This is a genomic window from Microbacterium sp. 77mftsu3.1, assembly GCF_900100525.1.
In the GTDB taxonomy this organism is placed as follows: domain Bacteria; phylum Actinomycetota; class Actinomycetes; order Actinomycetales; family Microbacteriaceae; genus Microbacterium; species Microbacterium aquilitoris.
Window position 1 is genome coordinate 223,060 of the sequence record NZ_FNCR01000005.1, and the last position, 20,426, is coordinate 243,485.

General features: G+C 71.7%; 21 protein-coding genes. 13 read left to right on the top strand and 8 right to left on the bottom strand.

Annotated elements, in window-relative coordinates:
* The first annotated feature begins 5 nt into the window (after nt 1-5).
* From BLR68_RS13945 to BLR68_RS13960, 4 genes are read left to right on the top strand one after another with little or no spacing between them, the layout of a single operon-like run.
* The gene (locus tag BLR68_RS13945) at nt 6-1,145 is read left to right on the top strand and encodes a glycosyltransferase family protein (protein WP_018185684.1); all 1,140 of its coding nucleotides are present in this window, start codon (nt 6-8) and stop codon (nt 1,143-1,145) included.
* Complete coding sequence (locus BLR68_RS13950; RefSeq protein ID WP_018185685.1) at nt 1,142-2,248, top strand: glycosyltransferase; 1,107 nt, start codon at nt 1,142-1,144, stop codon at nt 2,246-2,248. The genes BLR68_RS13945 and BLR68_RS13950 overlap by 4 nt, the downstream gene beginning before the upstream one ends.
* Nucleotides 2,245-3,234: a glycosyltransferase gene (locus BLR68_RS13955; RefSeq protein WP_018185686.1), complete on the top strand. Its 990-nt coding sequence runs from the start codon at nt 2,245-2,247 to the stop codon at nt 3,232-3,234. Before BLR68_RS13950 ends, BLR68_RS13955 begins: the two co-directional genes overlap by 4 nt.
* Nucleotides 3,231-4,040: a glycosyltransferase family 2 protein gene (locus BLR68_RS13960; protein WP_018185687.1), complete on the top strand. Its 810-nt coding sequence runs from the start codon at nt 3,231-3,233 to the stop codon at nt 4,038-4,040. Before BLR68_RS13955 ends, BLR68_RS13960 begins: the two co-directional genes overlap by 4 nt.
* Before the next feature lie 65 nt (nt 4,041-4,105).
* Here the strand turns inward: BLR68_RS13960 and BLR68_RS13965 are convergent, their stop codons facing one another.
* The 5 genes from BLR68_RS13965 to BLR68_RS13985 all read right to left on the bottom strand — a co-directional run bounded on the left by BLR68_RS13965 (nt 4,106) and on the right by BLR68_RS13985 (nt 7,594).
* Entirely contained in the window at nt 4,106-4,651 is a 546-nt protein-coding gene (locus BLR68_RS13965; protein WP_018185688.1) for a dihydrofolate reductase family protein, read from the bottom strand.
* 9 nt (nt 4,652-4,660) lie between these two features.
* Nucleotides 4,661-5,860 (bottom strand): glycosyltransferase family 4 protein, encoded by a 1,200-nt coding sequence (locus BLR68_RS13970; RefSeq protein ID WP_018185689.1) that lies wholly within the window; start codon nt 5,858-5,860, stop codon nt 4,661-4,663.
* Nucleotides 5,857-6,699 (bottom strand): ATP-grasp fold amidoligase family protein, encoded by an 843-nt coding sequence (locus BLR68_RS13975; RefSeq protein WP_018185690.1) that lies wholly within the window; start codon nt 6,697-6,699, stop codon nt 5,857-5,859. Before BLR68_RS13975 ends, BLR68_RS13970 begins: the two co-directional genes overlap by 4 nt.
* Nucleotides 6,700-6,737: 38 nt before the next feature.
* A complete protein-coding gene (locus tag BLR68_RS13980; RefSeq protein ID WP_018185691.1) occupies nt 6,738-7,073 on the bottom strand; it encodes a hypothetical protein in 336 nt (111 codons plus the stop codon).
* Between the two features lie 62 nt (nt 7,074-7,135).
* The gene (locus BLR68_RS13985) at nt 7,136-7,594 is read right to left on the bottom strand and encodes a GNAT family N-acetyltransferase (protein ID WP_018185692.1); all 459 of its coding nucleotides are present in this window, start codon (nt 7,592-7,594) and stop codon (nt 7,136-7,138) included.
* An 89-nt stretch (nt 7,595-7,683) separates the two neighbouring features.
* Here BLR68_RS13985 and BLR68_RS13990 point away from each other — a divergent pair, with 89 nt between their 5' ends.
* On the top strand, nt 7,684-7,887 hold the full coding sequence (locus BLR68_RS13990; protein WP_018185693.1) for a hypothetical protein: 204 nt from the start codon (nt 7,684-7,686) through the stop codon (nt 7,885-7,887).
* A gap of 15 nt (nt 7,888-7,902) precedes the next feature.
* Here the strand turns inward: BLR68_RS13990 and BLR68_RS13995 are convergent, their stop codons facing one another.
* The 3 genes from BLR68_RS13995 to BLR68_RS14005 all read right to left on the bottom strand — a co-directional run bounded on the left by BLR68_RS13995 (nt 7,903) and on the right by BLR68_RS14005 (nt 11,522).
* Nucleotides 7,903-9,261 (bottom strand): APC family permease, encoded by a 1,359-nt coding sequence (locus BLR68_RS13995; protein WP_018185694.1) that lies wholly within the window; start codon nt 9,259-9,261, stop codon nt 7,903-7,905.
* A gap of 102 nt (nt 9,262-9,363) precedes the next feature.
* On the bottom strand, nt 9,364-10,752 hold the full coding sequence (locus tag BLR68_RS14000) for a cytochrome P450 (protein ID WP_018185695.1): 1,389 nt from the start codon (nt 10,750-10,752) through the stop codon (nt 9,364-9,366).
* A 71-nt stretch (nt 10,753-10,823) separates the two neighbouring features.
* A complete protein-coding gene (locus tag BLR68_RS14005) occupies nt 10,824-11,522 on the bottom strand; it encodes a hypothetical protein (RefSeq protein WP_018185696.1) in 699 nt (232 codons plus the stop codon).
* 95 nt (nt 11,523-11,617) lie between these two features.
* Here BLR68_RS14005 and BLR68_RS14010 point away from each other — a divergent pair, with 95 nt between their 5' ends.
* The 8 genes from BLR68_RS14010 to BLR68_RS14045 all read left to right on the top strand — a co-directional run bounded on the left by BLR68_RS14010 (nt 11,618) and on the right by BLR68_RS14045 (nt 20,423).
* Entirely contained in the window at nt 11,618-12,568 is a 951-nt protein-coding gene (locus BLR68_RS14010; protein ID WP_018185697.1) for a phosphodiester glycosidase family protein, read from the top strand.
* Between the two features lie 4 nt (nt 12,569-12,572).
* The gene (locus BLR68_RS14015) at nt 12,573-13,712 is read left to right on the top strand and encodes a bifunctional glycosyltransferase family 2/GtrA family protein (protein ID WP_018185698.1); all 1,140 of its coding nucleotides are present in this window, start codon (nt 12,573-12,575) and stop codon (nt 13,710-13,712) included.
* Entirely contained in the window at nt 13,709-14,290 is a 582-nt protein-coding gene (locus BLR68_RS14020) for a DUF4956 domain-containing protein (RefSeq protein WP_018185699.1), read from the top strand. The genes BLR68_RS14015 and BLR68_RS14020 overlap by 4 nt, the downstream gene beginning before the upstream one ends.
* The gene (locus BLR68_RS14025; RefSeq protein WP_018185700.1) at nt 14,287-15,102 is read left to right on the top strand and encodes a polyphosphate polymerase domain-containing protein; all 816 of its coding nucleotides are present in this window, start codon (nt 14,287-14,289) and stop codon (nt 15,100-15,102) included. The genes BLR68_RS14020 and BLR68_RS14025 overlap by 4 nt, the downstream gene beginning before the upstream one ends.
* The gene (locus tag BLR68_RS14030) at nt 15,087-16,865 is read left to right on the top strand and encodes a carbohydrate-binding domain-containing protein (RefSeq protein WP_018185701.1); all 1,779 of its coding nucleotides are present in this window, start codon (nt 15,087-15,089) and stop codon (nt 16,863-16,865) included. Before BLR68_RS14025 ends, BLR68_RS14030 begins: the two co-directional genes overlap by 16 nt.
* A gap of 74 nt (nt 16,866-16,939) precedes the next feature.
* Nucleotides 16,940-17,668, top strand: a complete 729-nt coding sequence (locus tag BLR68_RS14035; RefSeq protein ID WP_018185702.1) for a response regulator transcription factor — start codon at nt 16,940-16,942, stop codon at nt 17,666-17,668.
* Nucleotides 17,665-19,101, top strand: coding sequence for a sensor histidine kinase (locus tag BLR68_RS14040; protein ID WP_018185703.1), 1,437 nt, complete (start codon nt 17,665-17,667; stop codon nt 19,099-19,101). The genes BLR68_RS14035 and BLR68_RS14040 overlap by 4 nt, the downstream gene beginning before the upstream one ends.
* A 77-nt stretch (nt 19,102-19,178) precedes the next feature.
* Nucleotides 19,179-20,423 (top strand): phosphotransferase, encoded by a 1,245-nt coding sequence (locus BLR68_RS14045; RefSeq protein ID WP_018185704.1) that lies wholly within the window; start codon nt 19,179-19,181, stop codon nt 20,421-20,423.
* Nucleotides 20,424-20,426: the final 3 nt, after the last annotated feature.

The window sequence follows — 20,426 nt, forward strand, 5'->3', positions numbered from 1 at the left end:
GATCTGTGGACACGACCATGCGCATCGGCACCACGACGGATGCGGAGTCCGCCGCCCCGATCACGATCGTGTCGATCCCGGCGGGGCATCCGTACGTGCAGCGTGCGACGGCCGATCCCCGCGTCACCGTGCTCGCCGATCCCGTCGCTCCGGGGACGGATCCCGCCGTCTGGTGGCCGCCGGCGGCTCTCGACCCGGCGTGGATCCGCGCGTACGCGGACGAGGCGTCGCTCCTCCACATCCACTTCGGCACGGAGTCGTTCCCACCCGGGCACCTCACCGCATGCCTGGACGCCGCCCACGCCGTCGGCTGGCCGGTCGTCTTCACGCTCCACGACCTCGAGCACCCCCAGCTCGGCGACAGCTCCGCATATCTCGCTCAGCTCGACGAGCTGATGGTCGGCGCCGACGCCGTCACGACGCTGACGGTGGGCGCCGCCCGCACGGTGCGGGAGCGCTGGGGGCGTCATGCCACCGTCATCCCGCACACGTCCGTGCTCCCCCGATCGGCCGCGATCGAACCGGCCCTCGGCTCGGGACGCGTCGTCGGCGTGCACCTGAAGGACCTGCGTCCGGGTGTCGATGGGCCGGGCACCGTCCGAGTCATGGGCGCAGCGCTCCGGGCACTGCGCGATGCGGGCCATGACGTCCGCGGCGAGGTGCGCCTGCACCACCGGGTGCGCGACGCGGATGCCGCCGCCGAGGTCCGCGAGCTGTGCGCGGCATCCGATGCCCTCGACCTCGTCGAGCACGAGCGCCTCGCGGACGATGAGCTCTTCGCCGCGCTCGCGCGGCTCGACGCGTGCGTCCTGCCGTACCGGCACGGAACGCACTCGGGGTGGCTCGAGCTGTGCTGGGATCTGGGCGTCCCGGTCGCGGCCCCGCGGGTGGGGTTCTTCGCCGAGCAGCACGACGACGGTACGGTCGCCTCGTTCTCACGGACGGACCCCGACGAGCTCGCCACCGCGCTCGGGACGCTGTGGAGTGCGCCCGCGTCGCGCCCCGCGAGTCCTGCGCGCGACGCGCTCGTCGAGCAGCGACGCGGAACGCGGTCCGTGATGGATGCCGCGATCGCCGAGCGTCACGCCGAGCTCTACCAGCGCCTGCTCGACGGCACGCACCCGCTCGAAGGCCGCACCGCGTGAGCGCCCGCCCGCTCCGCATCGTCGTGATCGCCCCGCTGCGGTTCCCCATCCGGCGCCCGCACGCGGGCGGTCTCGAATCCGCCGTCTGGGCAGAGGTCGACGCCCTCAGACGTCGCGGCCACGAGGTGACCTTCATCGCGCCGGAGGGCTCGGACTTCCTCCCCGACGCGCACGAGTTCCGGCTACCGCCGGTGGTGTGGCCCGAGGGCGCGCAGCCGACCGATACGACCTGGCCCTCGAGCTACCGCCGCGTGAGCCTGCCGGCCCTCGGCCTCGCCCTCGACGCGGTCGCGGCGCACCCGGAGCGCTACGACGTCGTCTCGAACCACTGCCTCGACCCCCTTCCGCTGCAACGGGCCGCGCAGCTCGGGATCCCGATGGTGACGACCCTCCACACGCCCGTCGACCTCGACGCCGTCGAGGCGCACGTCGCCGCGGCGGGCGACGGGTCGCAGTTCCTCTCGGTCAGCACGCACACGAAGGTGCAGTGGGATGCCGCCGGTGTCCCCTCGACGCTTCTGCCGAACGGCGTCGATCCCCGGGCGTGGGCTCTCGGGCCCGGCGGTGACGACCTCGTCTGGTTCGGGCGGATCGTCCCCGAGAAGGCACCCCACGTCGCCGTCGAGGTGGCCCGGCGTCTCGGTCGGCGCCTCGTGATCGCGGGGCGGATCGGCGACGAGGAGTACGCCCGCGACGTGATGTTCCCCCGGCTGGGCGGCGGTGTCGAGTATGCGGGCGAACTCGCCCCTGAGCCGCTGGCGAACCTCGTGGGTCGCAGCGGACTCGCCCTCGCGACGCCGGCGTGGGCCGAACCGTTCGGGCTCGTCGGCCCCGAGGCGCTCATGTGCGGGACGCCCGTCGTCGGGTTCGCCGTCGGCGGCGTGCCCGAGATCGCCGCGGCGACGATGGGCATGCAGCTGGTCGCCGCCGACGACGTCGACGCGATGACGGAACGCGCCGCGGCGATGCTCCCAAGCGGGAAGGATGCCGCGTTCCGCGCCGTCGTCCGCGAGACCGCCGAGCGCCGCTTCTCGCTCGACATCCGCATCGACGCGCTCGAGGCGAGCTTCGCGCGACTGCTCGAGACGGAGAGCGCCGCGTGATCCCCCGCCTCGGGTGGTACGTCCATCACCACGGACGCGGGCACGTCACGCGCCTGCTCGCGATCGCCCCCCATCTGACGGCCGAGGTCGATTGCGTCAGCAGCCTCCCCGCTCCCCGCGCTCTGCCCTCCGGCTGGACCTGGACGGTGCTCGACCGCGACGACGACGGCGGCGAACCGGTCGACCCGACCGTCGGCGGGATGCTGCACTGGGCTCCGATCGGGCACGTCGGCCACCGCGGCCGGCTCGCGACCATCGCGGCCACCGCGGCGGAGCGCCGATGGGACGGCATGGTCGTGGACACCTCCGTCGAAGTGACGCTCCTCGCCCGCCTGCTCGGCCTCCGAACCGTCGTCGTGACGCAGCCGGGCCACCGCATCGACCGGCCGCACCTGCTCGGTTTCGCCGCCGCCGACACGGTCCTCGCGCCGTGGGCCCGCGGCATCCTGTCACCCCCGCACCTCGAGGCGCTCGGCGAGAAGGTCGTGCACACCGGCGGGATCAGCCGCTTCGCCGCGCGCGGGGCCGGCGGAACCCGCACCGACGAGGTCGTCCTGTTGGCCGGGTCGGGCGGGTCGGCCGTGGGACCGGCGGCGATCCGGGATGCCGAGAAGGCGACCGGCCGGCGGTGGCGGGTGCTCGGCGAGGGCGGCGCCTGGGCGGAGGACCCGTGGGAGGCCCTCGTCTCGGCGGCGGTCGTCGTCTCGTGGGCGGGTCAGAACGCGGTCGCCGACCTCGCTGCGGCACACGCGCCCGCGATCGTCGTTCCCCAGGAGCGACCGTTCGAGGAGCAGCGCGAGACCGGTCGGGCGCTGCGCCGCGCGGGCCTGGCACAGGTCGCCGACGAGTGGCCGACGATCGCGCAGTGGCCGGAGCTGGTCGACCGGGCCTCGACGGCGCGCCCGGAGTGGGAGCGCTGGGAGGTCGCCGGCGCACCCCAGCGCGCCGCAGCCGCGATCAGCGACACGGTGCGAGGCCGGCGATGAGCGTCGCGGTGGTGAGCCTGTGCTCCGCAGGACGCGTCGACCACCTGCGCGCGCAGCTGCGGGCGCTCGAGGGAGCGCCCGACGCCCGCCGTGTCGTCGTCTGGATCGGCGACTCCGCACCGCCCGAGCTCGATGCCGAGGTGATCGTCCGCATGCCGCCCGGCCCGGACGGACTGCGGCTGGCCGCGGGCCGGAACGCGGGTGCCCTCGCCGCCGGCGACGCCGACCTGCTCATCTTCCTCGACGCGGACTGCATCCCCGGTCCCGACCTGCTGCGCAGGTACCGGGACGCCGCCGCGCGCCACGCGGGCGCTGTGCTGTGCGGACCGGTGACCTACCTCGCCGAAGGGGTCGCGGCATCCGACCCCGCCGACCTCGTCCCCCTCACTTCTCCCCATGCGGCGCGGCCGATGCCCGCGGACGAGGCGGAACGCGCGGCGGGACCCGAGGAGTACGCGCTGTTCTGGTCGCTGTCGTTCGCGCTGACGCCCCGCACATGGGAGCGCATCGGCGGGTTCGACGAGGACTACGAGGGGTACGGCGGCGAGGACACCGACTTCGCGTTCCGGATGCGATCGCGCGGCATCCCGCTCGTCTGGACGGGCGGCGCGCACGCGTACCACCAGTACCACCCGACGACCTCGCCGCCGTGGCAGCACGTCGACGACATCCTCCGCAACGGCGCCCTGTTCCACCGCCGGTGGGGCGAGTGGCCGATGACCGGCTGGCTCGAGGCGTTCGAGCGGGCCGGGGCGGTGGTGAGGGATGCCGCCGGCTGGCGCCGCGCGGACGGCATCCGTTCGTAGATCCGCCCCTCACCGACACGGAGCGCATGCCCTGTCAGGGCGCGCGGCGTCGGGACGGGGGCCGCTCAGCCCTTCGGGACGTAGGTCTCCGCGATGACACCCGAAGCGAAGGCGACGCGGTCGACGAGCTCGAGATCGAGCGGCCCGGCCAGCCCGTCGAACAGTCGCGGTCCGCGGCCGACGACGCGCGGGTGGACGACGAAGGTGTACTCGTCGATGAGGCCCCACCCGGCGAGCGCCGTCGCGAGCGTGACGCCCGCCGTGTAGAGCCCCTCCCCCGGCATCGCCTTGAGTCGCTCGACCTCGGCGCGCAGGTCCCCCGTCAGGAGCTCCGCGTTCCAGTCCACGGACCCGAGCGTCGACGACACGACGTACTTCTTCGCGGCGTCGATGGTCCGGGCGAACGGCCGCGTCCACTCCGGCATCCCGTCGGATGCGGGTGGCCGCCAGGCCTCCTCCATCATCCGGTAGACGGTGCGGCCGAACAGGAGGGCGTCGGCGCGGGCGATCAGCTGCGCGGCATGCGCGTGGATCTCGGCGTCGGGGATGCCGGCGAGATGGTCGACGCACCCGTCGAGGGCGACATTGATGGAATAGCGGAGGGGGCGCACAGCGCGAGGCTACGCCCGGACTCCGCCCCTACGCATCAACCGATCGACCGCCGCCCGGAGATCGGCGGCGACGGGCGCGGGATCGAAGTGAGCGACTCCGACACCGGCACGCCGCGCACGGGCGAGCGCATCACCGGGATCGTCGAAGACCCGCATCACCGCACCAGCGAGCGCACGAGGGTCGCCCGGCGGCACCATGAGGCAGTCCACTTCGTCGATACAGGAGTCGTCGAATCCGCTACCCGAAGTCACGACGAGCGGCACTCCGACGGCCTTCACCTCGATGGCCACGTTGCCGAACCCTTCCCACCGCGAGGGACACATCACGACATCGGCCGCCGCGATCGCGCCGTAGAGATCGTCACCGGCGACGTGTCCGAGGAACGTCACGCGATTCCGCACCGCCAGCGGCATCCTCTCCAGCAGCGTCGCGCGCGACGGCTCGAACCTGTCGTCGCCGCCCGCTCCCGCGAGCACGAGACGGGCCGTTGGGTGCCGTTCCGCGATTCGCGCGAATGCGTCGATACCGTCGACCACCCCTTTCCGCCGCTCCGCGCGCCCGAGGAAGAGGACGATCGGTCCCTCGCCACCCGGCCACCCCGGCGGGCGGCCAGCACGATCGGCAGCTCGCCTGATCGCCCCGACGTCCACGCAATTGCGCACGACCTCGACCGCGGGCAGACGTCCCCAGATCCGTTCCGATCGTTCGACCATCGCTCGTGAGATCGCCACCACTCCCGCCGACCGTCCGACCTGACGCGCCTCGAGCGCCTCCTGCAGCCTCACGGCCGGCCGACTCCACCGCGGGAAGCCCGCCAACTGCAGCCCCGACACCTCGTTCGCGAGCCGCATGCCGGTCGCGAGGTTCGTCACGAGCGGCGCATCCCGCGGAAGCCCAGCGCCGAGGCCCATCCACTCGGGCAGGAACACCCGGTCGTACGCGCCGCGACGGTAGGCCCGGCGCACGACGCGTGCCCGGTGGATCAGCGCGGCGAGGCGCGGCATCCCATCGGTCCGGTGGACGAAGAGCCGACGGATGCCGGGAGTCGCTCGCGCCTGTGCGGCACCTTCCGCGAAAACCATGAGGTCGATGTCAGCCCCCTGCGCCCCGAGCGCGGGAAGCAGCGCCGCGTAATGACGTCCGATGCCCCCGCTGTAGGCGGTCACCCCGGCGTACTCGGTCGTGGCGACGAGCCACCGCTCGGTCATCGGTATCGCTTCGGCACGGCCCAGTGGCTGCCGAACTCCGTGTTGAACGACTCCGGATGGAAGGGGCTGTCGCCACCTGCCGGGAAGCTCGTGAGCTCGCCGAACACGATGCGGCCATCCACGTCGTACAAATCGACGCGTACGAAGTCGGTCTCGGCGGCGAGCGCCTCGGCGATGCGGATCATCTCGCCGAGGGCAGCGGGGCGCGGCGGGGTCGGGTCGCCCCAGGGCGGACCGCCGCTCAGCGGCAGGTGGTTCCAGGATCGATCGAAGAAATCCTGCGTGCGGCCCGCGAACCGGCCGGCATCCACCTGGACGTACTGCACGCGGCCGTGGAAGACGAAGAACTTGTCGTCGTCGGGGATGCGGTCGCCGGCACCTCCCAGCATCTCCTCGACGATGATCCGGCGGGGCACCCTGCCGTAGACCCACTCACGGTTGGGACCTTGACCGTAGAGCTGCGAGACCCAATCCGCCGCGATGCGGACGAGCTCTTCCCGAGGAGCGTGTTCGGGCCGCACATGGCGATACACCCAGCTGCCGTCCTTCGGCAGTCGGGCGTCGACGGGTGCCGACGGCGACACGATGATCGCGGCACCGCTGCCGTGCGTCGGTTTGAGCACGAAGGCATCGGGCAGCTCCACCGTCAGCAGCTCCGCGGGTGCGTCGACCACGACGGCGTGGGGCAGGTACTGCGCGCCCACACGCTCGGCGACGTAGTCGCGCACAGCCGCCTTGTCGGCGAAGGTGACCACGAGCGGACGGTGGTCGCGGAGCATCTTGTAGCGGACCTTCTCGCGGAAGGTGACCGGATGCCGCGTGCGCCAGAGTCGTCCCAACCGGACGAGGCGGCTGCGCTCCCGCCACCGAGCGCGCTTCAGAACGACTCCTCGTACCAGGGGTCGTCCTCTTCGAAGGGGTACTCGCCGGGCGACGCCGGGGGATGGAGGAGCCGATCGTTGCGGCTGAGGAGGTCCATGACCGCGGACTCGTCGTCCAGCCGGACCGCGAAACCCGTGTGCGGCGTCGTGTAGAGCTGGCTCGCCGGACCGATGAGCATCGACGAGGTCGCCGCGCCCTCGGTGGTCGAGATGGGGACGGTGATCAGGTCCGAGGCCTTGTGCTCCGCGAGGCTCTTCGCGTACCGCATCACCGCATCTGCGATCGCGTGCGTCGTCACGACGTAGCCATCGGAATAGTGCAGTTCGAGCATCACTCGATGGTGTGGCCCGTTCTCGTCACGCAGATGGGGGTCGCGCCCCCGGCATCCGTCTCTTACACTTCGGCGTCTGTGGGACGGGTCATCGGCACATGCGGGATACGGTCTTCCACGAAAGACGGCCCGCTCACGACGAATCCGAATCGGCCGTACCAGTCCGCGAGGTGCTCCTGCGCGTCGAGGACGAACGGGCGAGACGCATCCTGCGCGAGGGCGTGGTCGATCGCGAGGCTCATGAGGTCGGCGCCGACACCGCGGCCTCGGGCGGGAACGCTCGTGACGACGCGTCCGATCCGCCACCGTGTGCCCTCGTCGAGCAGACGGAGCGTCCCGAGGACCTCGCCGTCCTCCTCCGCCCACGCGAGGAGCGCACCGGGTTCGATGTCGCGTCCGTCGAGCTCGGGGTAGGCGGCCTGCTGCTCGACGACGAACACGCTGACCCGCAGCCAGAGGATCCGGTAGAGGGTCGTCGCCGGGATCTCGGCGAGCGGGGACAGATGGATGCCGACGGTCACCGCTCAACGCTACGCGAACCGGACCACCACACTCGCTCTACGCTCGCAAGCCCCTGCCCACGGCGTCGCCGGAGTCCGACCGTGGGGACATGAGCGAATCCGACGACATCCGACAGCCCCTGGACCACCTGCCCAAGAAGGAGGACCGCGACCGAGCGATCGAGATCGAGGAGCCGTCCTACCCCGGCACCGATTCCCCGCACGGCGCGTCGGCAGCGTCCCCGGCGACCGCCGCGGAACCGGACGAGCCCGCCCGCCACGGCATCGCGAAGCTCCCGCCCACCGGCCGCTGAATCGGGCTCAGGGCGTCAGTCGCGTCTGATGACGCCCTGGACCGGTTCCCCCGCCCGCGACCGCAGCCATCTGGTCGCGAAGAACAGGACGACACCGACCACGAGCAGGCCCGCGCCGAACAGCCAGACGGTGCCCGACTGCTGTGTGAGCAGCAGGGTGCACGAGGCGATGCCGAGTATCGGGATGACCGTCCAGACGCGGAAGTGATCGTGCTCGACCCGGTCGCGGCGGAGGACGAGAACCGACACGTTCGCGCTCAGGAAGACGAACAGCAGCAGGAGCACGACCGTCTCGGCGAGCAGGCTGAGGTCGCCGATGAGGGTGAGCAGCATGGCAATGAGCGTGGTCGTGAGGATCGCCACCCACGGCGTGCGGCGCTGCGGGAGCACCCGTCCGAGGGCACTGGGCAGAAGCCCCTGCTCCGACATCCCGTACGTGAGGCGGCTCGCCATGATCATCGTGAGGAGTGCCCCGTTGGCGACGGCGACGAGTGCGATCAAGCTGAACAGCCAAGCCGGCACGCCGACTCCCGCGGCCGCGACCACGTCGAGGAGGGGACCGCTCGATTCGACGAGGTCTTCGGGCGGCAGGGCGGTCGCGCTCGCGAGGCCCACCAGCACGTAGACGATCCCGGCCGTGATGAGCGAGGCGAACAGGGCGCGCGGGTAGGACTTTCGCGGATCCCGCACCTCTTCGATGACATTCGCCGAGGTCTCGAACCCGACGAACGAGTAATAGGCGATGATCGCGCCGCCGAGCACGGCGGTCGGGAGGGCGGCATCCGCCGGCAGTTCGACGACCCGACCCGGGTCGCCACCGCCACCCGCGAGCAGCATCGCGACGACGACGATCACGATCACCAGGCCGCTCAGCTCGATGAGCGTCATGACGAGGTTCGCCCCCATCGATTCGCGGATGCCGCGTGCGTTCAGCGCGCCGACGACGGCGAGGAACACGATCGCGACGAGGGGCGCGGGCAGGTCGACGAACGTCGTGAAGTAGTCGCCGGCGAACGCGATCGCGAGGCCCGCCGCGCTGACGACACCGGCCGCGAGCATGCAGAAGCCGACGAGGAACGAGACGAGCGGGCTCCGGAACGCGCGCTCAGCGAAGACCGCCGCACCGCCCGCCCGCGGATACTTCGTGACGAGCTCGGCGTAGGAGCCAGCCGTCAGCAGAGCGAGCAGTAAGGCCACCAGCAACGGAGCCCACAGCATCCCGCCCACCTCCGCGGCGAGCACGCCCATGAGCGCGTAGATCCCCGCTCCGAGAACGTCGCCGAGGATGAAGGCGAACAGCAGCGGCCCGGTGATCCCCCGCTTCAATCGCGTGTCGGTGTCGCCGCTCGGCGGCGTGGTGTTCTGCGTGGCCATGATGGTCCTCCCGGTCGCAGCACACCCTGCGGGCCCCGCCGTTGCGCGCGGACCCCCTTGCGCCGCCCGCCCGGCTGTGGCATCCCGCGGCTGCTGCCGGCCTCAGGCGCGGTGGAAGGGGCAGCGCGCGCCACCCTCATCCCGGCCGGCCCCGCGGACGCGCCCGCCGGAGCGGGGCTTCGTCGGCATCCGGCGCTCGTTCACGTCGAGGCCCGTCGGAAGGATCGTCAGCCGCGGGTCGCTCATCGCGCTGATGGATGCCGCGAGTCCGGCGATCGCGAGCTTCTCGCCCGGGCATCGGTGCCCCGTCGTGACGTCGGCACCTCCGTGCGGGACGAACGCGGCGATCGACTCGTAATCGCGGACACACACGAAACGCTCGGGGTCGAAGGTCCCGGCGTTCTCCCACGATCGCTCGTCGGTGTCGGTCCCGAGGACGTCGAGCACGATCCGCCCGCCGGCGCGGATCGTGCGCCCGCCGACCTCGATGTCCCGCGTCGCGAACGCGGGGAGCATCGGGACGAACGGCGACGTGCGGCGGATCTCCTGCGCGAACGCGGTCGCGAGCGGGCCGTCGACGAGCGAGCCGCGCTCGGCGACCTCGGCCGCGATCCGCTCCCGCCACTCGGGGTGCTCGTGAAGACGCTTCGCCGCGAAGGCCGTGAACCGGGCGACGGCGATCATCGGCCGGAAGCTGTTCTGCAGCTCGATGCCGGCGAGGCGCGCGGGCAGCAGTTCCCCGTCTCGGTTGCGGTGCCAAGCCCAGGCGTTCAGCGCCGTGTCGGGCTGCGCGTCGAGGCGGCCGGCGCGCACCGCTCGGATCAGGCGCTCGGCGTGACGGTCGGACCAGCGTCGATTCGCGAACGCCAGCAGGTACTCGGGCGAGTACGGCACCCCGAACCCGTCGACGATCTGCGCCTGTCGGCACGCCCACCGCGTCTTGGCGTCGCCGGTTCCCGGCAGCCCGGCCCACCGCATCACGGCCCGTCCGAGAGCGCCGACCGCCGCGTCGTACGCCGACTGCTCGCCGCCTGCGATCCAGGCGTCGACCTCGTGTCGCCACTCCCGTTCGAGGTGCGGACGCAGCCGCGCGACCTGCTCGTCCTCGTACAGCGCCGAGACGAACGTCGCTTTGCGGTGTCGATGGTCGTCGCCGTCAAGGCTGTGCACCGAGTCGTGCCCGAAGAGGGTCTCCTGAATGAAGGGCGGCATCGCGCCGTGCCGGGCGACGCGCTCCTCGTCGTAGAACGCCGCGACGCCCTCGGCGCCCCGGACGAGCAATGCATCGGAGAAGAGCAGACGCATGGGCGCCGAACGCGAGCCCTTCGGAGCACGCCTCCAGATGCGCTCACCGAACCGGTATCCGCGGGTCAGGAGGGCGGCGGAGTCGTCGCGCCAGAACGGTCGCGAGACGACTCCGAGCGAGGGGTCCGCGGAGCGCTCCGCGCGGGTCGCGGGGATGGAGGTCGAGGGCTCACCAGTAGTCGGCATGTCCCGACGCTCTCAGCGCGCTGCGGGCCCGGCCAGGGGCGTGCGTCCGCCGAGGCCGTGTGGTACCGGCGTCAGTCGCAGTCGCTGCGCGCGCCGTCGGAGTACCAGATGCCGGAATCCTCGGGCGATGCGACGGTGCGCTCCACGCCGAGCGCCGAGACGGTCACCCGGGGCGGCCTCGGCATGAAACCGGAGCACTGTTCGTAGCCGGCGGCATCCTCAGCGTTCGCCTCGAGGATGACCGTGAAGGACTGCTGATCCCCGGCGGGCACGGGCATGCCCTCGATCGCGAAGACCGCCGCGTCGTCGATGTCGGCGAGCCTCATCTGGCCGTTCGGATTCACCATCGTCGGCCGGATGAGGGAGACGAAGTCCTTCTGCATCCCCGGGAGCGCGACGGCCCGGGCATCGACCTCGCTCCAGCCGTCGTTGACGACGAAGAACCGGACCCCGCAAGTCATCCCCGGCTCGACCCCCACGACGGGCGAGTAGAACGTCTCGTCCCCCGCGAAACCGCCGTCGCTCAGGAACTCGTCCGACGCCCCCGGCGGGTCGAGCGTCACCTCGGCACCCTCGCAGGCGACCGGACGGGCGTCGTAGACGATCCGCACCGCGCCGAGCGCCGTCCATGCGGCGATCTGCCACCCGGCGACCACCACGGCGATCGCCCCGACCGCGATCGCGGCGATCAGCAGGGCCCGACGACGCGGTTCCCGTCGCTTCTTCTCCGGCGCCGGCTCGAGTCGCTCCGCGACCATCGTCTCCCCCATGGCTCGATCATGGCAGTCGGCCGGCGCCGCCACCGTTAATGCCGTTCTCAGGATCGGTCAACGTCCGCCCGATGCCGCATCCGTATCCCTGAGGGATGCCGCACATCACCAGACCCCGCCGAGTCCGCACCGCCCTCCTCTCCGGCGGCCTCGCCCTCGCGCTCGCCGTCGGCGGCGCGACGGCGTGGGCCGCCGACCGTTTCCTCATCGAACACGTCGAGATCTCGGACGTCTCGGCCTACGAGGCCGAGAACTCGACCGCGACCCCGACCACCGGGTCAGCGTCCACCGCCGGGACCGTCGACGGCGACACCTACTCCGACGGCGAGACGAGCGTCACCGTCTCGCAGGTCGTGACCGGCTCGGGCGACGACACCCTGACGTACTACGTCGCCGACGTCGTCCTCGCGGATGCCACCCGCCTGCGGTCCGCCTTCGCGAAGGACCAGTTCGGCGAGAACATCACCGAGACGACGAGCGGCATCGCCGAGGACAGCGACGCCGTGTTCGCGATCAACGGCGACTACTACGGGTTCCGCGACACGGGGATCGTCATCCGCAACGGCGTCGTCTACCGCGACTCCCCCGCCCGGACCGGGCTCGCCTTCTACGCCGACGGCACCGTCCGGGTGTACGACGAGACCACGACGAGCGCCGACGAACTCCTGGCCGACGGCGTCTGGAACACCCTCAGTTTCGGTCCTGCGATCGTCGAGGACGGCGCGACCGTGGACGGCATCGAGGACGTCGAGGTCGACACCAACGTCGGCAACCACTCGATCCAGGGCGAACAGCCGCGCACCGCCGTCGGCGTCATCGACGACAACCACCTCGTCTTCGTCGTCGTCGACGGCCGCGCCGACGGATACAGCCGCGGCGCCACCCTGACCGAGCTCGCCGACATCATGACCGGACTGGGCGCCGAGACCGCATACAACCTCGACGGGGGCGGCTCGTCGACGATGTACTTCGACGGCGACGTCGTGAACCAGCCCTCCAACGGCGGCGAACGCGGCACCAGCGACATCCTCTACATCGGGGAGTGAGCCGGTGGTCGTCCTCATCCCCGCATACGAGCCCGGCGATGCCCTGCTCGACCTCCTCCGCGATCTCGCGTCCGCCGCACCCGGCACCCCGGTCATCCTCGTCGACGACGGCAGCGGGCCGGCGTACGACGCCGTCTTCGCCGAGGCGGCATCCCTCGGCGCGACCGTGCTCGGCCACGTCCGCAACCGCGGCAAGGGAGCGGCCCTGCGCACGGGCCTGGACCATGCCGCGCAGGCCTTCCCCGGCGACGCGGTCGTCACCGCCGACGCGGACGGCCAGCACACCGCGCGCGACATCGTCCGCGTCGGTCAGGCGACCGTCGCTGCCGAAGCCGGCGGCCACCCCGCGATGGTCCTCGGATGCCGCGAGGTCGATCGCCCCGGCAACCCCCTCCGCAGCCGGATCGGCAATCGGGCCGCGCGCGCCGCGTTCCGGGCGTCGGCCGGCTGGAGCCTCTCCGACACGCAGACGGGGCTGCGCGGCATCCCCGCCGTCATGCTCCCGTGGCTGCGCGCGCAGCGGGGAGACCGTTTCGAGTACGAGCAGAACATCCTCCTGCGCTGTCGTCGGGACGGCTGGCGGACCCTCGAGGTCCCCATCGAGACCGTCTATCTCGCCGGCAACGCGTCGAGTCACTTCCGCCCGATCATCGACACCCTGCGGGTCGGGATGCCGCTGGTGCTGTTCGCCGCATCGTCGTTGGCCTCGTTCGCCCTCGACGCCGTCCTCCTGCTGGTCTTCCACGCCGTGACCGGCGCACTCGTGCCCTCGATCATCGCGGCCCGCGTCGTGAGCGCGAGCGTGAACTTCGCCGTCAACCGGCGGGTGGTGTTCCGAGGCGAGGCGCGGGGACCGCTGCTGCGACAAGCCGGTCGTTATGCCGCGCTCGCAGCCGTGCTCCTCGCCACGAACGTCGCGTGGATGAGCGGCCTCACCGCGCTCGGGCTCGGACTCGTGCCCGCCAAGATCGCGACCGAGGCCGCCCTGTTCGCCCTCGGCTACCTGATCCAGCGCCGCGTCGTCTTCTCCCGCACTCCGGCGCCCGCACCGCTCGAATCGGCGGTCAATGCGCCTCTTATGAACGGTGAAGGTGCGGCGACTCGGATGGAGATCGTCACCACACGTCCTCGGAGGAACCCATGACCATCCCCTCGATCCTGCTCATCGCGATCGACATCGCCGCCGCCCTCGTCCTCAGCCTCGGGCTCTACTACCGACGCCACCGGCGCCGCGACCTCGTGGTCGCGTTCCTGGGCGTCAACGTCGGCGTCATGGCCGTCGCGAGCGTGCTGGGGACGGCGGAAGTCGCGCTCGGCCTCGGCCTCGGACTGTTCGGCGTGCTGTCGATCATCCGGCTGCGGTCGTCCGAGATCTCGCAGCGCGAAGTGGCGTACTACTTCGCCGCGCTCGCGATGGGTCTCATGGCGGGGCTGCCGACCACCGACATCCGTCCCGTCACGGCGCTCATCGCCCTGATCCTCGCGGTCCTGTGGGCAGCCGACCACCCGCGCATCCTCTCGCGCAGCCGGCACCAGATCGTCCGCCTCGACCGCGCCGAGTCCGATGAGACCACCCTCCGGACGATGATCGCGGAGCGCGTCGGCGGCGAGGTCACCTCGCTCACCGTGCAGGAACTCGACTTCGTGAACGACACCACGCTCGTCGACGTGCGCTTCCGGGCGAGCGCCGACGTCCGCCTCACCGCGGGAGTCGCACGATGACCGCGGCAGCCGACGCGCTCACCCGTTTCGAGGCGGTCGAGCTCGACGAGATGGTCGCCGAGGCGGCCCTGCTCGCCCGGGTGGACCGCAAGTACGTGATCCCGCAGCCGGCCCTGGAGGACCTCCTCGCCCGCGTCGACGATCGCACCCGGATCCTCGAGATCGGCGGAGCGCGCCGCTTCGCCTACGAGTCGGTCTACTTCGACACCCCCGATCTGCTGAGCTTCCACATGGCGGCCCGTCCCCGGCGCCGGCGGTTCAAGCTGCGGACCCGCACCTACATCGACACGGACGCCGCGTTCCTCGAGATCAAGACACGCGGCGCGCGGGGAACAACCGTCAAGGAGCGGTCGGAGTACGACATCGCCCACCGAGCGGTCCTGACTCCCGACGCACAGGACGACGTCGCCGCGGCATTCGAGGCGATCGGCGTCGACACCCGTCGCGTGGACGAGCTCGGGGCCACCCTGACCACGCGGTACGCCCGTGCGACGCTCCTCGCCCCCGACGGGTCGTCCCGCGCCACGATCGACACCGATCTCCGGTGGGATCGCCCCGACGGAAGCGGATTCACGCTCCCCGGCCTCGCGATCCTCGAGACGAAGTCGCCCTCGTCGGCATCCGCGGTCGATCGCCTGCTGTGGCGCGCCGGACACCGTCCGGTCTCCGTCAGCAAGTACGCCACGGGGCTCGCCGCGCTCAGCCCCGACCTCCCCCGCAACCGCTGGGGTCGACTCCTCCGCGGCCCTTTCGCCGCCTCATCCCCCACCATCACCTTCCACACCGAGGAGCTGCCATGCGCCGCCGCCTGATCCTTCCCACCATTCCGCTCGCTCTCGCCGGCCTGTTGCTGACCGGATGCGCCGTCACCGGTCTGACGACGACGGGCAGCGACACCTCGTCGTCGAGCGGCGACGCGACCTCGACGGCGGCCCAGGTGACGGTCGACTCCGATCTCGACGCGACCGCTGTGCTCGCCGCGGACGACGAGGCGACCGTCGTCGCCGACGACGACTGGACGGCCGACGACGCGGTCGAGATCACTCCCTCGGGCTCGACCGCCGAGGCCTCCGGCGACGGCGTCGAGGTCTCGGGCAGCACGGTCACGATCGGCGCAGCCGGCGTGTACCGCCTGAGTGGAGACCTCGACGGGGCGGTCGTCGTCGCCGCCCCCGACGACGCGCAGGTCGTGCTCATCCTCGACGGTGTCGACATCGCGAACACCGCGGGGGCAGCGATCTCCGTCACGACCGCCGACGACGTCGTCATCTCCCTCGCCGACGGGACACAGAACACGGTGTCGGATGCCTCGTCGTACGACGACGCCGCTGCAGCCAACGCCGCGATCTACGCCGACGCGGACCTCACCCTCACCGGCTCGGGATCGCTCGACGTGACGGGGAACGGCAACGACGGCATCGCGAGCACAGACGACCTCGCGATCACGTCGGGGACGATCACGGTGGATGCCGCCGACGACGCGCTCCGCGGAAAGGACGCGCTCGTGATCTCGGGGGGCACGCTCGATCTCACGGCCGGCGGCGACGCGCTCAAGAGCGACGACGACGAGGACGCCACCCGTGGGTACGTCTGGATCTCGGACGGCACGGTCTCCGCGACCAGCGGCGACGACGGGATCTCGGCGGCGACCGATGCGGTCGTCACCGGCGGGACGGTCACGCTCCGCGCCCAGGGTGCAGCGGATGCCGGCTCCAAGGGGATCAGCGCCGGCGTCGTGGTCGCGATCGGCGGCGGGACCGTCGACGTCACCGCGACCGATGACGGGCTGCACTCCGACGGGTCGATCGGCATCACCGGCGGCACCGCGACCGTCGCCGCGGGGGACGACGGCGCGCACGCCGCGAACACCCTGGACGTCGCCGCCGGCAGCCTCACGATCGCCGAATCCACCGAAGGACTCGAGGCCACCGACATCCTCATCCGTGGCGGCGAGACGGTGGTGACGTCATCCGACGACGGCCTCAACGGCAGCGGCGACGCGGGCTCGACGGCCGGCGGCGGGGGCGGCGGTATGTCCGACACGGGCGAGACGATCACGATCTCGGGCGGCACTCTGACGGTGGATGCCGGTGGTGACGGCATCGACTCGAACGGATCGGTCACCGTGACCGGGGGCGACATCGTCGTCTGGGGTCCGACCATGCAGGGCAACGGCGCGCTCGACAGCAACGGCGGCTTCTCTGTCAGCGGGGGCACCCTGCTCGCCGTGGGCAGTGCCGGCATGGCCGAGACGCCCGACGCCGACGCGGCGCAGGCGTGGATCGCCGCGACGATCAGCGGGTCTGCGGGAGATGAGATCGAGATCACGGATGCCGACGGCACCGTCATCGCCTCGGCGACGGCCGCGAAGCAGTTCGAGACGGTCGTGTTCTCGTCCTCCGAGGTCGCCGCCGCCGGCACCTACACCGTGACGGTGGCGGGAGAGTCGGTCGAGGTGACCGCCGGCGAAGCCATCGCCGGGGGCATGGGCGGCGGCGGCATGGGCGGACCCGGTGAGATGGGTCAGCCCGGCGACCGGAGCGGCGCCCCGTCCGACGGCGGCGAGAACTCCTGACGCCCTCGACCGTGCGGCGTCCCCGTGGACGCCGCACGGTCGCATTCCCTCTCCGAACCAGGAAAGCTGACACCATGAACCCTTCCCGTCCCGCGCCCCTCACCCGCGTAGACGGTTCCCCCGTCCGCGTGCTCGTCGTCGACGACGAAGCGAACCTGAGCGATCTGCTGCGGATGGCGCTGCAGAACGAGGGGTGGGACGCACGCACAGCGGCGAACGGGCAGGAAGCCTTGAACCTGGTGCGGGAGTTCGCCCCCGACCTCGTCGTGCTCGACATCATGATGCCGGGGATCGACGGTATGGAGGTCCTCCGGCGCCTCCGGGGTGCAGGCAACGACGTTCCCGTGCTGTTCCTGACCGCGAAGGACGCCGTCGAGGATCGCATCGCCGGCATCAGCGCCGGCGGTGACGACTACCTCACCAAGCCGTTCAACCTCGAGGAGGTCGTCGTACGGCTGCGCGGGATGGCCCGTCGACACGTCGCGGCGGCCGCAGCGGCCGAGACGCGACTGCGCGTGGGCGATCTCACGCTGGATGAGGAGACGTACGAGGTCGTGCGGGGCGGCATCCCGATCAAGCTGACCGCGAAGGAGTTCGACCTGCTGCGCTACCTCATGCAGAACCAGCGCCGCGTGCTGTCCCGCTCGCAGATCCTCGACCAGGTGTGGAGCTACGACTTCGGCGGGACGTCGAGCGTCGTCGAGATCTATATCTCGTACCTCCGCAAGAAGATCGACAGTCTCGGCGAACCCCTCATCCACACGGTGCGCGGCGTCGGCTACACGATCAAGTCCGCAGAATGACCGCCCGCCGTTGGACGCTGCGCCGGACGCTCGTCGTCGGCACCGGCGCCCTCGTCGCGATCGCCCTGCTCGTGACGGGCCTCGCGACGTCGCTGGCCCTCCGCATCTTCGTGTACGAGCGCCTCGATGCGCAGGTCGTCGAGTCGTTGCAGATGGCCCGTCTCGGCAACGGCATGCAGACCGCGCCGAATCCGGCGAACGGCGACCGGGGCGACGGTCCTGCGCCGCGGGTCGGTTCACTGTTCGTCCTGTTCGACGACGGCACGGTCGTCTCGAGCTACACCGGCGACGACGGAGAGGAACGGTCCCTCGACGCCAAGCAGCTCGCCGCGGTGACACAGGCGGATCTGTCGGCGCGGACGCCCGTCACCGTGGACGTCGGCGGCGGGCTCGGCGAGTTCCGCCTCGCCGCACGCGAGCAGAACGGTCAGAAAGTCGTCGCCGGGATGTCCGTCGAAGAGGTGACGGCCACGACCTCGGCCCTCACCGTCATCCTCGTGAGCGTCGCGGGCACCGCCCTCGCCCTCGTCCTGCTGGGACTGTCGTTCTTCGTGCGGCGGTCGCTCCGCCCGCTCGAGCGCGTCGCCGTCGTCGCCGACCGGGTCGCCGCACGCCCCCTCTCCACCGGGGAGGTGGAGATCCCCGAGCGGGTGGACGCCTCCGACACCGACCCCACGACCGAGGTCGGCCGCGTCGGCCATTCGCTCAACGTCCTCCTCGCGCACATCGAGTCGGCGTTGTCGTCCCGGCAGCACAGCGAGGACCAGCTGCGGCGCTTCATCGCCGACGCGAGCCACGAGCTCCGCACACCCCTCGCGTCCATCCGCGGGTACGCGCAGCTCTCCCTCGGTGAGAACGCCCCGATGACGCCCACGCAGGAGCGCGCGTTCGACCGGATCGCATCGGAGTCCACGCGCATGGCCGACCTCGTCGAGGACCTGCTGCTCCTCGCGCGCCTCGACGCAGGCCAGCAGCTGCGGCGTGAGCCCGTCGACCTGACGATGCTCGCGATCGACGCCGTGAGCGACGCGCATGCGTCCGACCCCTCGCGCACGTGGCTGCTCGACCTGCAGGAGGACGACGCGGTCGACGTGCTCGGCGACGAGAACCGCCTGCGACAGGTGGTCGCCAACCTGATGCGGAATGCGCGCACCCACACGCCCGCGGCGACCACCGTCACCCTCACGCTCCGGCGAGAGGGTGACGTCGCCGTCATCGAGGTCGTCGACGACGGCCCCGGCATCGTCCCCGAGATCCGCGACCGACTCTTCGAACGTTTCGCCCGCGGTGATGTGTCACGCAACCGGGATGCCGGGAGCACCGGCCTCGGGCTCTCGATCGCGCAGGCGATCGTGGTCGCCCACGACGGTGCGATCGACGTTCGGAGCGAGCCCGGCCGCACCGCGTTCACCGTGCGCCTGCCCGCGAACTGAATCGCACGTCCCTACCGTCCGCACGAATCCCCGTCCACCCCTTCCGCGACCGAGTACCGGCACGTCACAGTGATCGTGTGCGATTCGACGACGACCTCGGCGCCTGGGTGGCGCGACAGCGCTGGTACGCGGGCAAGAGCCACGACCCGCGGTTCCGCATCCTCGACGCGGAACCGGCGCCCGGTGGTGCCACGCGTTACCTGCTCATGGACGACGCCGGCGCCCTGCCGACGCTCTACAACGTCCCCCTCGCCGACGCGACCGACGCGCAGGCCGAGGAGGTCGTCACCACGACCGAGGACGGACGTCCCCTGGTCGATGCGACGCGTCATCCCGGGTTCACGGTCGGCCTCCTGGCCGAGATGGGCGTCGACACGAGCCGTGTCACCGGGTCGCGCGTGCTGACCGGCGAGCAGTCGAACACCTCGATCGTCTACGACGTCGACGGGTCGCCGACGATCATCCTCAAGCTCTTCCGGACGCTCCACCACGGCGAGAACCCCGACGTGACCGTCCAGCGCGTCCTCAGCGACGCGGGGTCCCCGTACGTGCCGACGTTCTACGGCAGTGCGGATGCCGAGTGGCCCGACGTCGGCCGCGAGTCCGGCACCGCGCAGGGCACGCTCGGGTTCGCGCAGGAGTTCCTGCCCGGTGTCCGCGACGGCTGGGCGATCGCGCTCGATGCCGCCCGCGAAGGACGCGACTTCACCGACGCGGCGCGCGACCTCGGGGTCGCGGTCGCGGGCGTGCACGGGGCCCTCGGCGACGCCCTCGAATCAGCCGATGCCACACCCGACCAGGCCGAGGCCGTGGGGCGCGCGTGGCGCCGCCGACTGGCGATCGCCTCGGCGGAGGTCCCCGCCGTCGCTGACCGGCTCGCCGCGATCGACGCCGTGTACGCGGAGGCCCTCGAGCGCCCGTGGCCGCGGCTGCAGCGGATCCATGGCGACCTGCACCTCGGTCAGGTGCTCGCCGTGCCGAACGGCGGCTGGCGCATCGTCGACTTCGAGGGCGAGCCGCTCCGGCCGATGGCCGAGCGCGCGATCCCCGACCTGCCGCCGCGCGACGTGGCCGGCATGCTGCGCTCGTTCGACTACGCGGGCGCCGTGGGAGCGGGACCGGATGCCGCGGCCTGGGCGGCGGCATGCCGGGCGGCTTTCTTCGACGCCTACGCGACGGCTCCCGGTGCGATCGACCTGGATCCTGCCCTGCTGCGAGCCCTCGTCCTCGACAAGGCGGTCTACGAGTCGATCTACGAGGCGCGGAACCGTCCGGACTGGCTGCCGGTGCCGCTCGCCGGCATCGACGCCGCCCTCGCCTGACCG

Coding starts and splice junctions, on each gene's coding strand:
- BLR68_RS13960 (WP_018185687.1), top strand. CDS start 3,231: ATGAGCGTCGCGGTGGTGAGCCTGTGCTCCGCAGGACGCGTCGACCAC.
- BLR68_RS14020 (WP_018185699.1), top strand. CDS start 13,709: ATGACCATCCCCTCGATCCTGCTCATCGCGATCGACATCGCCGCCGCC.
- BLR68_RS14030 (WP_018185701.1), top strand. CDS start 15,087: ATGCGCCGCCGCCTGATCCTTCCCACCATTCCGCTCGCTCTCGCCGGC.
- BLR68_RS13995 (WP_018185694.1), bottom strand. CDS start 9,261: ATGGCCACGCAGAACACCACGCCGCCGAGCGGCGACACCGACACGCGA.
- BLR68_RS14010 (WP_018185697.1), top strand. CDS start 11,618: ATGCCGCACATCACCAGACCCCGCCGAGTCCGCACCGCCCTCCTCTCC.
- BLR68_RS13990 (WP_018185693.1), top strand. CDS start 7,684: ATGAGCGAATCCGACGACATCCGACAGCCCCTGGACCACCTGCCCAAG.
- BLR68_RS13970 (WP_018185689.1), bottom strand. CDS start 5,860: ATGACCGAGCGGTGGCTCGTCGCCACGACCGAGTACGCCGGGGTGACC.
- BLR68_RS14000 (WP_018185695.1), bottom strand. CDS start 10,752: ATGCCGACTACTGGTGAGCCCTCGACCTCCATCCCCGCGACCCGCGCG.
- BLR68_RS14035 (WP_018185702.1), top strand. CDS start 16,940: ATGAACCCTTCCCGTCCCGCGCCCCTCACCCGCGTAGACGGTTCCCCC.
- BLR68_RS14040 (WP_018185703.1), top strand. CDS start 17,665: ATGACCGCCCGCCGTTGGACGCTGCGCCGGACGCTCGTCGTCGGCACC.
- BLR68_RS13980 (WP_018185691.1), bottom strand. CDS start 7,073: ATGCTCGAACTGCACTATTCCGATGGCTACGTCGTGACGACGCACGCG.
- BLR68_RS14025 (WP_018185700.1), top strand. CDS start 14,287: ATGACCGCGGCAGCCGACGCGCTCACCCGTTTCGAGGCGGTCGAGCTC.
- BLR68_RS14005 (WP_018185696.1), bottom strand. CDS start 11,522: ATGGGGGAGACGATGGTCGCGGAGCGACTCGAGCCGGCGCCGGAGAAG.